Origin of the sequence: Vibrio sp. 10N.247.311.14, assembly GCF_041467715.1 — a bacterium.
In the GTDB taxonomy this organism is placed as follows: Bacteria; Pseudomonadota; Gammaproteobacteria; order Enterobacterales; family Vibrionaceae; genus Vibrio; species Vibrio crassostreae_C.
The window spans coordinates 24292-38227 of sequence record NZ_JBFSVE010000014.1; the positions used below are offsets into that span (position 1 = coordinate 24292).

Genomic DNA, 13936 nt, shown 5'->3' on the forward strand with positions numbered 1-13936 from the left:
ATGAAGAATAATGCGAAATAATAGCTTACCCACCTGTTTCATCATTCTTACTAATAATCTGCACATAAATCCATTCACCCCGTACCTGATACCATAATGTTCTGTTACACTCGGTCGAATTAGCTTTAATTTGTCAGTGGTGCATTTATGTCGTTCCCAGTTCTTATATGTGATGATTCTGCGTTAGCAAGGAAGCAGATGGCTCGGTCACTGCCTAGTTCTCTAAATGCAGATATAACTTTTGCTGTTCATGGGCTTAATGCACTTGAAGAGCTCGCTAAAAACCAATTCAAATTGATGTTCCTCGACCTAACCATGCCGGAATTAGACGGCTATGGCACATTGGAAGAGATGCAACGTTTAGGCGATACCACGCCAGTTGTCGTTGTTTCTGGTGACATACAACCAAAAGCACAACAGAAGGTGCTGGATCTTGGCGCCAAAGCATTTTTGCAAAAGCCGATCGATAAAGAAGCGCTAAAAGCCATTTTACGTGAGCATGTCGAGCCGCCAAAACAACCTCAAATCATTACCCCAACCGCTTTAGAACTGCCAATACTTCGCAGACGCGATATCTATATGGAAGTCGCGAACGTAGCGATAGGCCGTGCCGCTGATGCACTGGCTCGTCACTTTAATGTGTTTGTTCACCTACCGCTGCCGAACGTTAACATCTTCGAAGTGAGCGAATTGCACATGGCACTTCGTGACTTGGCTGACAATGACCAAGTGTCGGGTGTTTGCCAAGGCTTCAGTGGAGAAGGCATTGCAGGTGAAGCGCTAGTTTTGTTGAGTGATTCCAGTGTGAGCGATCTTAAGAAGCTCATGAAGGTGCCAACAGAAAGCGAGCAGCTAGAAGAATTAGAGTTGTTGATGGATGTATCGAACATCTTAGTCGGCTCTTTCTTGAATGGGTTAGGGGAGCAATCAGAAGTTCGTTTCTTCCAGAGCTCTCCTGTGCTGCTAGGTCAACACATCTCGATTGATTCGGTGATTGAAAATACCAGCGGCTCATTTAAAAAGACCATGACGTTCGAAGTCAGCTACAACATAGACGGCACGTCCATCCGTTGTGATCTTCTATTTATGTTCGTTGATGAGTCTCTGCCTCTTCTAGACAACAAATTGGCCTACCTAATGGAGGAGTTTTAATATGCTGAATCTTCCTGCTGAATTTGAACAGTTCCACTGGATGGTAGACATGGTTCAAAACGTCGATATGGGGCTGGTGGTCATTAACCGTGACTTTCAGGTACAAGTTTGGAATGGCTTCATGACGCACCATAGCGGTAAGCAATCGCATGATGCGATCGGTAAGTCGATCTTTGAGTTATTCCCTGAAATTCCTGAAGAGTGGTTTAGGCTTAAAACAAAACCGGTTTATGACCTAGGCTGCCGTAGCTTCATAACGTGGCAACAAAGGCCTTATCTGTTTAAGTGCCGCAACGTGAGGCCAGTAACTCAGCAAGCTGACTTTATGTATCAGAACGTCACGCTTAACCCGATGCGTTCTCCAACTGGGCAAGTGACATCCTTGTTCTTGTCGATTCAAGATGCGACTGCTGAAGCTCTGATGTCTCAGAAAAAGGCTTGACGTACCTTAAGGTGAAAATTGAATCGCCTTATAAGAGCACTCTGAAAACCAAATAAAAATGGCCAAGGTTAATCCCCTTGGCCATTTTTGTATCTGATCCTGTAGTAATGAGTTCGAACTAAAGAAAGGCGTTCCGTGTTCGTTAACTTTAGTCGAGTTGTTGTTAGGCTCTATCAACAGCGGCTTGTATCTGCTGGGTTCTCATAAATAAGCGCATCTAACCTGCCATATTTTGTGGACTTTACCCCGCTCATCCAAGTTTCGAACGTGCTAATCGATCTTGCCTTTGTACTTTATAAATTTCAGGGCTAATGAAAGAGGGCTGAGATCGGCACTCGAAGCGAAAAAAGTCAGAAAAAAATGAAATTATTTAAGAAAAAACGCATTTTTTGATTCAAGAAAAGTGTGATTTTTATGTGATTAAAGGGCACTTTTTTCACAAATTTGCCTTATCGAAGATTTTTTCGCCGAATTTGCAAGGGAAACGTTTGCGCAATAAACCGACAGCGTTTGCGTGAATATGTTGTTAAGTTATTAATTACTATGAATTTAGTAGGAAATGACGGGCGGGAAGCTTTTACCAGATATGGAATCTTTGAGAGGATAGCACAAAAAAAAATGAAATATCAGACTTGCTGTTAGTAAATCACAGCCTATAATGCTGAAAACCGGAGCGTCTGCCAACGCTCCGGTTTTTTTGTGTCCGAAACTCAGTAAAGCGTCTGCCAACGCTTACCGAAAACGCACGACACGTAATATGATTACAGGACAAATTATCATGCGTATCGAACAAGAACTTAAGTTAGGTTTCAAAGATGTACTCTTCCGTCCGAAGCGTTCTACCCTTAAAAGCCGTTCTCAAGTTGAATTAACCCGCGATTTTACATTCAAGCATAGCGGTCGTCAATGGTCTGGTACTCCAGTAATTGCAGCGAACATGGATTCGGTAGCAAGCTTTGAAATGGCAGCTGCTCTAGCAGAGCACGGTGTTATGACTGCAGTACACAAGCACTACACAGTAGAGCAGTGGGCTGAGTTCGCTAAAACAGCAGACAAGAAAACACTGAACAACGTTTTTGTATCAACAGGTACATCTGAAGCTGAGTTCGAGAAAGTTAAGAAGATCATGGCGCTTAGCGAAGAGTTTGTATTCATCTGTATTGATATCGCTAACGGCTACTCAGAGCACCTTGTTGAGTTCGTACAGAAAGTACGTGCAGAATTCCCGACTAAAGTTATCTCTGCGGGTAACGTTGTAACGGGTGACATGGTTGAAGAGCTAATCCTAGCTGGCGCAGACATTGTTAAGGTTGGTATCGGCCCTGGTTCTGTTTGTACTACACGTGTTAAAACAGGCGTAGGTTACCCTCAACTTTCTGCAATCATCGAGTGTGGCGACGCGGCACACGGCCTTGGCGGCATGATCATCGGTGACGGTGGCTGTTCATGTGCGGGTGACGTATCTAAAGCGTTCGGCGGCGGTGCTGACTTCGTAATGCTAGGCGGCATGCTAGCTGGTCACTCTGAGTCAGGCGGTGAAGTTGTAGAGCAAGATGGTAAGCAATACATGAAGTTCTACGGCATGTCTTCACAGTCGGCTATGGACAAGCACTCAGGTGGTGTTGCTAAGTACCGTGCTGCAGAAGGTAAAACTGTTTTACTTCCATACCGTGGTTCAGTTCATTACACGATTTCTGACATCCTTGGTGGTGTACGTTCAACTTGTACATACGTAGGCGCAGCAAAGCTTAAAGAGCTAACTAAGCGTACGACTTTCATCCGTGTACAAGAGCAAGAGAACAACGTATTCGGTAAAGAGTAATCTGAACGAGTTCGAATAGTTTGAAAATCAAGAGCCGCTTTTTAGCGGCTCTTTTTTGTTTGGGACAAAAAGCTACGATTGTTGTGCTACCAGAGTTGCTGGCAATCGGCAGTATTGTTTGAACTCAGATTTATGTTCGGTCAACCGGATAAGCCCTTTATTCGTTGTCTGCTACCACTTGGTTTCAAGTTACTAGGAATCAAAGAAGGCGAAACCGCTACCAACAGTGCAAAGATGTGTATCAATTGGTGGACCAGAAAGGCAGCTTCGAACGTAAGACAGACCAAGCCGACAAGCTTGAATACCTCACTCAACAAATCAAAGTGCTAGAAAATCGAATAACAGAGATTGACGGCACTCACATCGAAACCGTCAAAGGTAATAGAACCATTAAAGCTAAGAACATCACCGAAGACGCGGACACCATCAAGTTTAATGGCGGAAAAGGGGTGTGCACCGGTGTGAGCATTTGCCCCTTCATAGGAAAACAATATGTCGATGTATCATCCACCGTTTATGCAGGAAAGACTAATGGCATTAAGTAATACATCATTGAAACAGAAATTAGAAACCGAACTGAAAGCTCAGGGCTTTGTGCTCGATGGTGAATTTGCGATGGCGGGCATGATGGCCGAAGCCATTGCGAATGCGGTAGTGGGCGAAATTACTCGGAACGCTCAAGTGGAGGCCATCGAGGGGAGCTCGAAGGGAAATTACCAAGTGAGGTAGCTTTAGAAATTATTTTCCAATCAAATTATATACCTAGCTCACATTCGGTGTGTGTATCGGTATGGTATTTTTATCTTAGTTATCAGTTGGCTTAGGCTGTTTATTGAACAATACAAAAGGATAATAATATGAGTTTTTGGAAGGTGCTAGGTGGAGCCGCTATTGGAGTTGGTGCAATTGCAGCAGCCCCTTTTACTGGCGGTGGTTCATTACTTGGAGCTGCCACATTGGCAGGCTCTTTGGCCGGAACAGCAACAGTTGCTGCAGCTGTTGGGGCTGGCGTTGCTGGTGCCGCAGTAGGTGCCAGCTTTGATGGTGATGATGATGCCGAAAAACGAGGAGAAGATAAAGCAACAGCTAAATACGAAGCTAAATATAACAAAATTGAATCTGCTTTCAAAGACGCAGAGAAAAGGCTTAACGATACGGATGATTACTTTAATCTTCTAATCGCAATGGAAGCTGTGGGACTAGCGTGTGCAGCCTGTGATGGCCTGGTATCTGAGGAAGAACGAGTAGAAATTGATGAATTTATTTCTGGCGTGATGAGTAGCTCTTTACCACCACATATTAAAACCAAAATAGATAGTATTGCGAATAACCCACCAAATATTACTACTGCTTATGAATATGCCAGTAAAGTGTCTCCAGAGTCTATGGGACTATTTGAAGAGATTATTGATGTGGTAATGCATGCTGACGATTATGTGCATGAAAACGAAAAAGCATTTTTGGAAGCTTGGAGAAAGCTTGTTGCTTGATAAGGAGTTTTTATGACAACTAGAGCAAAACGATATCAGCAGAGAAAGGCCAATCGTAAAACGTTTCGTGAAACAGCCCATATCAATGAAGTTGCTTCTCAGGAGCTGGTCTCCCAGTTTTTGTCAGAAGAGTCAGATAGCAGCTTTTATGACAAAATGTTTTTTGTTAGTCCAATTTATGATTTGGAAGTGACAGAGCAAGAAGTAACTGATTCACTAAACATGTTAGACCGTTCATTTACTAAAGATAAGTACGATGTTCTTTTTGAATCTAGCAAAGAGGTTTTAATTGATCAGCTTCTGTCGCCATTGAAATTGAGTCGCGCAGACCTAGAAGGTGTAGATAGGAATTTTGAATACAACCGAGTCGACTATACCAAATCACCGAAAAGTGTAGGCGGGCATGGAGTTTCATTTGATACTCAAAAAAAACGAAGTAAGTTAGATGCCACGACCCCCGAAGGGCAAATTAAAGATATCAACACGGGGAACTATCATAATTCGTCAGTTATGGATTTCGATCATAATAAGCCATTAAAGAGCATGCATGATGACGGTGGTTTTATGTTATCTGATGCGGAAAAAGCGGAATTTGGCGCAGATTCTGACAATCATAGTTTTACACATCAAAGTATAAATCGTTCTAAAGGTGATAAAGACCATAAAGAGTTTGTTGAAAGCTCGAACAATGGCGACCTTGATAAAAGACGTACTAACGCAGTCCATGCTCGAGGTGAACAAGCTGCGGAAAAATACGTTCCTTCTGCCCCGCTTGAAAAAACGATTTGGATAGCAAGAGAAGGAGCAAAAGATGGTATCAAAACTGGAGCTAACCAAGGTCTTCAACAAGCGTTAGGAGCTTTGCTTTCAGGTTTTATATCGTCGATTTTTGAAGAAGTTAAAGATGTCATTTCTAATGGTTGGAAAAATGGTGAATACAGTGACTCATGGTTAGGTGTCCTAAAAGTCAGGCTGGGAAGAGTTGTTACTAAGGTCTTAGGTCAATGGAAAAATGTTGCCTCAGCTTTTTCTACAGGAGCTATTTCCGGGTTACTTTCTGCGATTTCTACTGCTGTTATAAACATGTTCGTCAGAACGAGCAAGAATGCAGTTAGATTGATTAGAGAAGGTTTTATGTCTCTAATGAAAGCGATTAAAACCCTAATATTTCCTCCTGAGGGTATGACAATGAACCAAGCCGCTCATGAAGCTAGTAAAGTCTTTACTACTGGTTTGGTGGTTACTGGCGGGATACTTGCGACTGAGTCTATAGCTACTTTTATAAATGGTATTCCTTTTGCTGATACCATCGCAATGGTTATAGGAGGATTGTTATCTGGTTTAGGTTCTCTGTTTGTTGTGTACTTACTGGACAAGTTAGATCTTTTTGGGGTCAATGCTGATGAACGTCATGAGTTTATCATTGGTACTTTAGAACCAAGAATCGATAGTTGTATAGAGAGTACGGAAGCAATTATTGACCGACTGAATTTACGTTATTAATTCTCGAAAGACAAACGATGGCGGTATTATCTAGGTATACCGCCTTTTTGTTACTTCAGTCAGTGAGAAGTGGCGGCATTCATCGTAAAACAGCGTTATTCATGGGCATAGAACGCCAATTATCACTGTTTTTATATACACTTGGTTTTGTTTTAATCGTATTTCGTTTGTTTTTACCATGTTCTATATCATGTCTAGTTACTAAGGCTTGAAAGTATTCGGGATCTTGTAAACGCTTCTTGAATTTGTACTTTTGATATTTGTAGTAAGCGACAACAAGTCCTATTAGTATCAATATTGTCATTTCAAGAAGCATATAAATTTCTTTTATTTTTCTTTTCTGTTGAAGCGCTGAGAAACCGTCTTTGTTTGACCGTTTAGTGATTTTGCAATCCCTACTGCTTCTTTCATATCTCGTAGGAAATCTGGGACGTTTTTTGTGTCTGTTTTTCCGTTGTGGAAACTGAAAAAATTCTCAGCAAGTTTGTGTTTGACGTCAGCACGTTGCTCTTGAGGGAGATCTGCTAGGTAGCCTCGAATAGTAAGAAGCTGTGTACCCCGTTGTCTATATAGATTTTCTTTATTTCGATGGTAGGCTGATTCTTTGAGCAAATAAATAGCTGGAGAACTTATTAGTATTACAGTCATAAAGCGGATGGCGAACGCATCGATAGTAAGATCGCTAAGCGACTTAGAAACATCTGACCAAAAGTTAAGCCCTACGTACTCTGCGAAAAAAACTACTAGTAATAATATGGAAACGTACAATAATTTGAACCCTAAACTACGTAGTTGATCTGCTGTAGCTTCTTCCTTATCTGCTTGGGAAATTGTTACTTCTGCATCTCTAGCGAGCCCGACTTTCTCTAATAAATTATCCATATCAATACGTTTAGCTTCAAATTTCTTAACCTCGCTATTAATTTTTTCATTTATAACACTAATTTCGTTATTTATTTGCTCTGTGAGGGAACTAAGAGCCTGAGACTGTGCTTCTTGTATTTTAGTTAGATTATCTGAAGATGTTTTATTGATAATATCAATCAATGAACTTCGATTGTTTTGAGAAAATTGCTCGAGATTTGTTTTTTGCTCTTGAACTGACTCGGATAGGTCTTTGTTTGCTTGTGCAACTTTTTCCGTCAAACTTGAAACAATGGTTTCAGCTTTTTGAATCCTTACTTGAATTCTATTACTAGACTCTTTTTCGTATTGTTCAAAAACAGAAGATATGTGGTTAATATATTCTTCATGTTCTGTCTTGGCTTTGTTGACTAGGTCGGTAATAGAGCGTTGGTTTTGATTAAGATTATCCTGTTGATTTTTATTTAGATCGCGGGCTACTGAGTGTATATATGATTTCGCGTCTTCTAAATTTGAATCCAAGTTTGATTTTGAATTATTTAATAAGTTTTCCAGATCTGTTTTATGAGAGTTATACCTAGACTCAATTTTATTAATAATCTGATTTTGTTTCTTATCAAGCTCTGAATTATTATCATTCGCAGAATCTTTAAGGTATTTTATTTGTTCTTCTAAATCAGATATAATGTATCGTGAAGCGTAAATTATACAACCATCGACTGAATCATAAAAAGCGTCAATAGCTATCGACAGGTCCAGTGGTCTAAGAACATCACTATCTTTAATTGGTTCTTTGAGTGGGATTATTTTATCAGAAGGGAAAATAAAGACTTTTCTTATTATGTTAGATAACTCAATTAATAATAAGTAAGATTCGCTATCATTTATATGATTTTTACTTTGTATTTTCCCCATCAAAACATCAATATCGTCTAAATGATCGCATAGGTCGTTTAGAGATGGATCATTTTTTACATTTGTAAAATCAATATTATCTGTAGTTTTTAATAATCTTGAATACCCAGCTAGTATTTCTTTCAGACTATTTTGAACAACTATATTTCTCATTACACCTTCTCCATCACCAACGCAACTCTATCCGCAACCCGTACACCACTTTCCTCGACTGTTAGAGTCGAGTCGTTAAAGCTGATTGCTAGTTTCTTACCAGGTAGCCGCTGAATATCGTTGAGCGAGAGTAGGCCGTCCATATCTATTAGGTCAGCGCCACTTACTGCTTGGTGAACTTCCTTATCGACAATGAATGTAGCTCCATCGTGCTCGATGCCCATCATATACAAACCACACTTAGATTGACTAAAAGGCTCGTTTAAAGCCTATGAAATATTTAATGATATGTAGAATATCATTATGATTTCATATCAAGTAGCTCTAAATCTGTATTTTATGACTTGCAACAATTACTTACGACTTTGAGGTATCTTATTCAATACGTAGGTTAGGGGGTGAAATCAGGGTAGAGATTTTTGAACTAGAAAGGACGGGTTGGTTATTCATGAGTAATCAAGGTGAATAAAAGCGGCCCAGAAGATCACTACCGAGCCTCATTGTCAGGCTTTACTACTTCTACTTCGCATAATTTGAAGGAAACAGTGCTCGTTTCGCTTCTTCATCACGTTCGGTTTTAAACTCAATGCCTTTGCCGATTTCGCGAGCACGCAGTGCAGCAGGGCGAGTGTTGATTGCGTTAAACCAACGCTTCAAGTTCGGGTAAGGTTCTAGGCCTTGTTCACCAAGCACGAAAGGTGCTTTATCAATCCAACCCCATGCAGCGACATCGACAATGGTGTACTCATTTCCGACGAAAAACTCACGACCTTCCATGTGCTTTTCTAACACTTCGTAATGACGTTGTGCTTCGCGAAGATAACGATTTACCGCGTAATCTAAGCCTGCTGGTGCCGCATTGCGGAAGTGTACCGATTGACCCGAATAAGGACCAAGGCCGCTCGCGATAAACATCATCCAAGATAATAGTTCGGCTCTGTCTTCGGGTTGTCCACCAAGCTTGCCTGTTTTCTCAGATAGGTACAGCAGGATAGCGTTAGAGTCGAATACACGTTGTCCATCATCTTCAATCGCGGGCGTTTTGCCGTTTGGATTGATCAAACGATATTCCGGTGTGTGTTGCTCGCCTTTTAAGGTATCGACAGGAACAAGTTCAAAATCTAGGCCTGTCTCTTCCAAAAACAGAGCGATCTTCATTGGGTTTGGTGTTTGGTGAAAATAGAACTTAAGCATGGGGTAACTCCTTGTATTGGTCATTTATTAAAGCACCACTTGAACGATCGTTCAATGATTGATTTTTGAATTTTCTGTGAATTGACTGATTTGATATCACACTCTGTGATTTTTGAACTTGGTTGAGCAAACGTGAATGAGCGTCGACTTGTAGAGAGATAGCATTTTAAGTTGCTGAAATAATGAACATAAAATGCACATTTAGGTTTGATGTTGAGCTTCGAAACTTACGAATTTAGATGGAATAGGCGTGTGGGGGCGAAGTTAAATATTCCAAAGTAATCAAGGGAGTTCCTCATAACTAGAAGCTATCTGGATATTTGAGCTTACTCTGGCGCATAAAATCGTGATCTGCAGCCACACCTTATGCAACAAATGAATATTAACCTCGGAGATTCTGGTGTGGTTCACGGTTTTTTAATCTTAGGGACTTACATTGGTGAACAAATCTGATGTGAACACTTAACGACACAGGATCTTTCCATGAAAAAGAACATTATCGCCCTCGCTCTTGGTGGCATGCTAGCCTTTGGCGCAACACCTTATTCTTTTGCTGCTAACGATGGTGCTGTACAGGCTTCTGCGGACTACGCGCAGCTGGTGACTAAGCGACAAGTTGTCGACCAACTACTTCTTGATGCGTTGCAGGCGTTTAAGTCTCCGGCAAGAATTTCACACGCGGGCTTCACGGCTAAAATGCCAAGCAACATGGAAATTGTGACCAACCGTTTGTTAGAAGCGTACCAGTTAGAACCTTACCGTACTGATTTGTTGATTTCGGCGGCGAACGCTCAGATCTACAACAAGAATGCAGAGCGCGCTATTGAGTTGTTTGAACAAGCACTGACGGTTGCGCCAGACGATGTCGACTTGCATGCGTATCTTGCGGTTTGGCAGCGATTTGAAGGCAATGACAGTGAATCCAACAAGCACATGGAGAAACTGGAAAGCCTGAACAAAGGTAAAGCAGAAGACATCAAACGTATTTTTGCAACGGTCGACCGCGTGTTAGAAACACCGCTTAAAGAGTCTGCAGATAAGGGACTGTTGAGCGACCACGGTGCCATCGTCACTTTGGGTTACGCGCTTAACCCTGATGGTTCTATGCATGAGATCTTGATTGAACGTCTTGAAACGACATTAGCAATGTCGAAAGCGAACCCAGACGCGATGATCGTGTTAACCGGCGGCGTGCCTAAGAACCATAAGACAGAAGGCAAGTTAATGGCGGATTGGCTTATCTCAAAAGGGGTAAGCAAAGACCGCATCATTGAAGAGAACTACGCGACCAGCACGGTAGGTAATGCCTTGTTCAGTAGCTATGCGCTTGCTCGTCATGATATTAAGCACGCGACCATTATCAGCTCGGCAAGCCATGTTCGTCGTGGTCAAACTCTGTTTGAGATCGCGAGCTGGCAAACGGGCCCTCAGGGCATTACCTTCGATACGGTCTCTTACCCAGATAAGCCGCTAGAAGATCTTAAGAAAGCGAGCAGTGGTGAGCTTCTAGGCATCTACCGTGACGCTCTTAGAACGTATGGTATGTGGAGCTACCGCTCTTACCCATTAGAGTCTCGCTAAGCCCAAGTATTATTTGCGTTTGGGAAAAGCACAATTCGTGTTAAACCAAAGCTTCACTTGTTAGTACAATCGAGCACAGCTAGATGGTATGCTGTGCTCCTACTTAATTTAGTGTTTCAAAGGCAAAAAAATGAACCCGATTTTAGCAATGTTGAAAGAGAACAATATTAGCGACGAGCAGATCAGCGAGATATTTAAGACGTTGACCGAGAACCCTCTTGCAGCAATGGCGACAATCAGCCAACTTGGTTTACCACAAGATAAGCTTCAAATGCTGATGGGTCAGGTAATGCAAAACCCTGCGCTAATCAAAGAAGCAGTTGAAGAGCTTGGCCTAGATTTTTCTAAGGTTGAAGCCGCTAAAGAGCAACTTCAGAAATAAGTGAATTTGAATGAGCTAATATCGAATTAGCTTTATCCACATTCAATAAAAAGGTCGTTTAAGTTCAGCAATAGGCTGTCTTAACGGCCTTTTTTGATCTTGGTGGCGATTTTTGACTTTGATTTGAGTGCTTTCAATCATCCTCTCTGACCCTATACATACCGACCATTCCAACACAATTGACAGCAACCTTGCCAAATATGTGCGACTACTGACAATTTACTTACTAGACTTAATTAACCTATGTGCGACCTGAGATGTGCACCTTGATGAACAGAGTTTTTGGATGAAGACAGCCCTAAATAATAGGGCTAGCCGATTTGGGCCATAAGCGCGGTTTGTCCATGAGTCACATTAAGGAAAAGAATAAGAGGGCAAAAACTAAGCCCTTTATTGAGCAGTGATTTATAGGAAATGAGTTATGAAGTATTTAAAGGAAACCGCTTTAGCGAGTCTTGTGCTGGCTGGGCTTGTTGGTTGTGGCGGTGATTCAGGTTCATCAAGCAGCACGACACCCATTACTTTGAGCGTGAGTGATGCGCCCATTGATGATGTTAAAGACGTCACCGTGACATTCAGTAAGGTCGCTTTACTTCCTCAAGGGGGAGGTTCGCCACTGATTTATGATGTGTATAAAACGGACGAAAACGGCGATTACGTTGATGAAAATGGCGATCCATTGCCAGATGGTGAGGATCCGATTCCATTAAGTGTGAATTTGCTGGATTATCAAGGCAGCGATGCGCTTCCTTTGATTGAAAATGAGGTGGTGCCAGTAGGTAGCTATAAGTTGTGTGTGTTTGCCAATGATGGCGATCACCCGAAGCATCCATCTTATGTTGTAGATGATCAGAATGTGGAACAAAAGTTAACAGTGAAAGGTGAAGGCGCGTGCCCGCAAGGTGTGGGTAAAGAAGATAACGCTGGCGTACTTTACTTTAATAACTCATTTAATGTGAACCAACAAAGTAACGACTTTGTTGTCGAGTTCGATCTTCGACGTGGCCTAAAGAACAGTTCGACTTTCCCTGATTACACCATTCAAAGAACGTCTGTAAGCCTTATCAATACGGTTGAGACAGGAAATATTGAAGGCACTGTTGCTCTTTCTACTTATGACACTTGTAACGGTGGTGACAATACATTTGTTCAGTCGGTGTACTTGTATGAAGGTAATGTTGAACAAGCTAACATGGCTCCGATTGGCGGCAGTGATGAAGTGAAACCGATTACTTCAGCGTCAGTGGCAATGAATGAAGCACAGACTAACTATGAGTTCTCTCTGGGCTTCATTGATCCAGGTACTTACTCATTAGGTTATACCTGTACTGCGCAATATGACAGTGATGAAGAAAATGTTGATCCGGTTGCTGATGGGTTCGAAATATATGAAGCTCAAAATGGCGTGCAAGTAACCGTTGGTCAAGACAGCCAAGTGCATTCTAACCTTAATGTAAATGACGATTTTTTATAAAAACGGCCTCTCATTTGGAGGCCGTGTTTGATTATGTCACGTAGCTAGCATGAATTTGATGAGCATTGAGTGTGACTCTAGGGAAGTGATAATGTAACGTTGTATCTCTTACTCTTACTCTAACCTAGCGAAATATACTCCGGCGTTGCTCATGAAATCTAGCCTAAGCATTCGATCTTACACCAAGCAATTTAATACTCATGCCCATGATGGCTACCATCAACTCGTGCTGCCTATTCAAGGGAGTATTAGTATTGAAATGGTGGGATATGTCGGCAAGGTGGCCGTGGGCGAATGCGTGGTGATTCCGGTAACCACAGCGCATGCGTTTAAGGCGGATGAAGCAGCGCGGTTTATTGTCGCGGATATGGCAGAGTTACCGCAGCACTTGTTAGAGCATGAGCTCTCGGTGTTTACTATCACGCCACCCTTAATGAGCTTCTTGCTGTTTGTTGAAAAGCAGTTGGAATACCAAGTGGACAGTGGCATTGAATCATCCATCTTGGATGTGTTTTCACTGTTATTAGAGCAACAAAAAGTCAGCAAGAGCATCGACCCTCGTATTCGAGCGGTCCAAAGGCTCATTGCGGATAATTACGCCCAGCCTCTCTCTATTTCTCAGCTTGCAGAAACGGCATGTTTGAGCCCCACTCAATTTAAGAAACGCTTTAAAGAGTGTATTGGAATCAGTGCGCTTAAGTACATCACTCGCTACCGTATGGAGAAAGCACAAGCCTTGCTAAGCCATACCGATTTACCCGTTCAATTGGTCGCAGAAAATGTGGGTTATAGTGACCTCTCTGCATTCAGTCGACGCTTCTCTCAGCACTTTGGCATGTCTCCAAGGGCGTTTTTGGGCTCGATGAAAGAGAGTCTTCCAAAACAAGAATAGCGTCCTTTTGGCAAACTCAACTTAGTATATGTTCACTATTATCTATTTCAGAAATGAAAATTGGGTAATAGA

12 protein-coding genes and 2 pseudogenes are annotated in these 13936 nt (G+C 41.9%); 11 read left to right on the plus strand and 3 right to left on the minus strand.

Annotated features, from left to right (window positions below; all coding sequences use genetic code 11):
- Window positions 1-147 precede the first annotated feature (147 nt).
- The 7 genes and pseudogenes from AB6F11_RS07155 to AB6F11_RS07185 all read left to right on the plus strand — a co-directional run bounded on the left by AB6F11_RS07155 (window position 148) and on the right by AB6F11_RS07185 (window position 6409).
- Window positions 148-1152: a response regulator gene (locus tag AB6F11_RS07155; RefSeq protein WP_029236531.1), complete on the plus strand. Its 1005-nt coding sequence runs from the start codon at window positions 148-150 to the stop codon at window positions 1150-1152.
- Window position 1153: 1 nt separating this feature from the next.
- Window positions 1154-1594 (plus strand): PAS domain-containing protein, encoded by a 441-nt coding sequence (locus AB6F11_RS07160; protein ID WP_017062430.1) that lies wholly within the window; start codon window positions 1154-1156, stop codon window positions 1592-1594.
- A 778-nt stretch (window positions 1595-2372) separates the two neighbouring features.
- Entirely contained in the window at window positions 2373-3416 is a 1044-nt protein-coding gene (locus AB6F11_RS07165; RefSeq protein ID WP_004731658.1) for a GMP reductase, read from the plus strand.
- A gap of 101 nt (window positions 3417-3517) precedes the next feature.
- Window positions 3518-3961, plus strand: a pseudogene (locus AB6F11_RS07170) (hypothetical protein); the annotation flags it as partial.
- Window positions 3948-4145 (plus strand): hypothetical protein, encoded by a 198-nt coding sequence (locus tag AB6F11_RS07175; RefSeq protein ID WP_104216418.1) that lies wholly within the window; start codon window positions 3948-3950, stop codon window positions 4143-4145. The pseudogene AB6F11_RS07170 and the gene AB6F11_RS07175, both read left to right, overlap by 14 nt.
- Window positions 4146-4273: 128 nt before the next feature.
- Window positions 4274-4906, plus strand: a complete 633-nt coding sequence (locus AB6F11_RS07180) for a hypothetical protein (RefSeq protein ID WP_104216417.1) — start codon at window positions 4274-4276, stop codon at window positions 4904-4906.
- 12 nt (window positions 4907-4918) lie between these two features.
- A complete protein-coding gene (locus AB6F11_RS07185; protein ID WP_104216416.1) occupies window positions 4919-6409 on the plus strand; it encodes a hypothetical protein in 1491 nt (496 codons plus the stop codon).
- 327 nt (window positions 6410-6736) lie between these two features.
- Here AB6F11_RS07185 and AB6F11_RS07190 read toward each other — a convergent pair whose 3' ends face one another.
- The 3 genes and pseudogenes from AB6F11_RS07190 to AB6F11_RS07200 form a co-directional block, all read right to left on the minus strand.
- A complete protein-coding gene (locus tag AB6F11_RS07190) occupies window positions 6737-8341 on the minus strand; it encodes a hypothetical protein (protein ID WP_104216414.1) in 1605 nt (534 codons plus the stop codon).
- Window positions 8341-8574, minus strand: a pseudogene (locus tag AB6F11_RS07195) (transcriptional regulator); the annotation flags it as partial. The pseudogene AB6F11_RS07195 and the gene AB6F11_RS07190, both read right to left, overlap by 1 nt.
- A gap of 286 nt (window positions 8575-8860) precedes the next feature.
- Window positions 8861-9535 carry a glutathione S-transferase family protein gene (locus tag AB6F11_RS07200; protein ID WP_104216412.1) on the minus strand — a complete coding sequence of 225 codons (675 nt, stop codon included), beginning with the start codon at window positions 9533-9535 and terminating at the stop codon, window positions 8861-8863.
- Window positions 9536-10018: 483 nt separating this feature from the next.
- Here AB6F11_RS07200 and AB6F11_RS07205 point away from each other — a divergent pair, with 483 nt between their 5' ends.
- The 4 genes from AB6F11_RS07205 (at window position 10019) to AB6F11_RS07220 (ending at window position 13864) form a co-directional block, all read left to right on the plus strand.
- Window positions 10019-11116, plus strand: coding sequence for a YdcF family protein (locus AB6F11_RS07205; RefSeq protein WP_009844828.1), 1098 nt, complete (start codon window positions 10019-10021; stop codon window positions 11114-11116).
- Window positions 11117-11246: 130 nt separating this feature from the next.
- A complete protein-coding gene (locus AB6F11_RS07210) occupies window positions 11247-11498 on the plus strand; it encodes a DUF2999 family protein (RefSeq protein WP_009844829.1) in 252 nt (83 codons plus the stop codon).
- A gap of 421 nt (window positions 11499-11919) precedes the next feature.
- Entirely contained in the window at window positions 11920-12972 is a 1053-nt protein-coding gene (locus AB6F11_RS07215) for a DUF4382 domain-containing protein (protein ID WP_104216411.1), read from the plus strand.
- Window positions 12973-13123: 151 nt separating this feature from the next.
- Entirely contained in the window at window positions 13124-13864 is a 741-nt protein-coding gene (locus AB6F11_RS07220) for an AraC family transcriptional regulator (RefSeq protein ID WP_017061918.1), read from the plus strand.
- The last annotated feature ends 72 nt before the right edge of the window (window positions 13865-13936 follow it).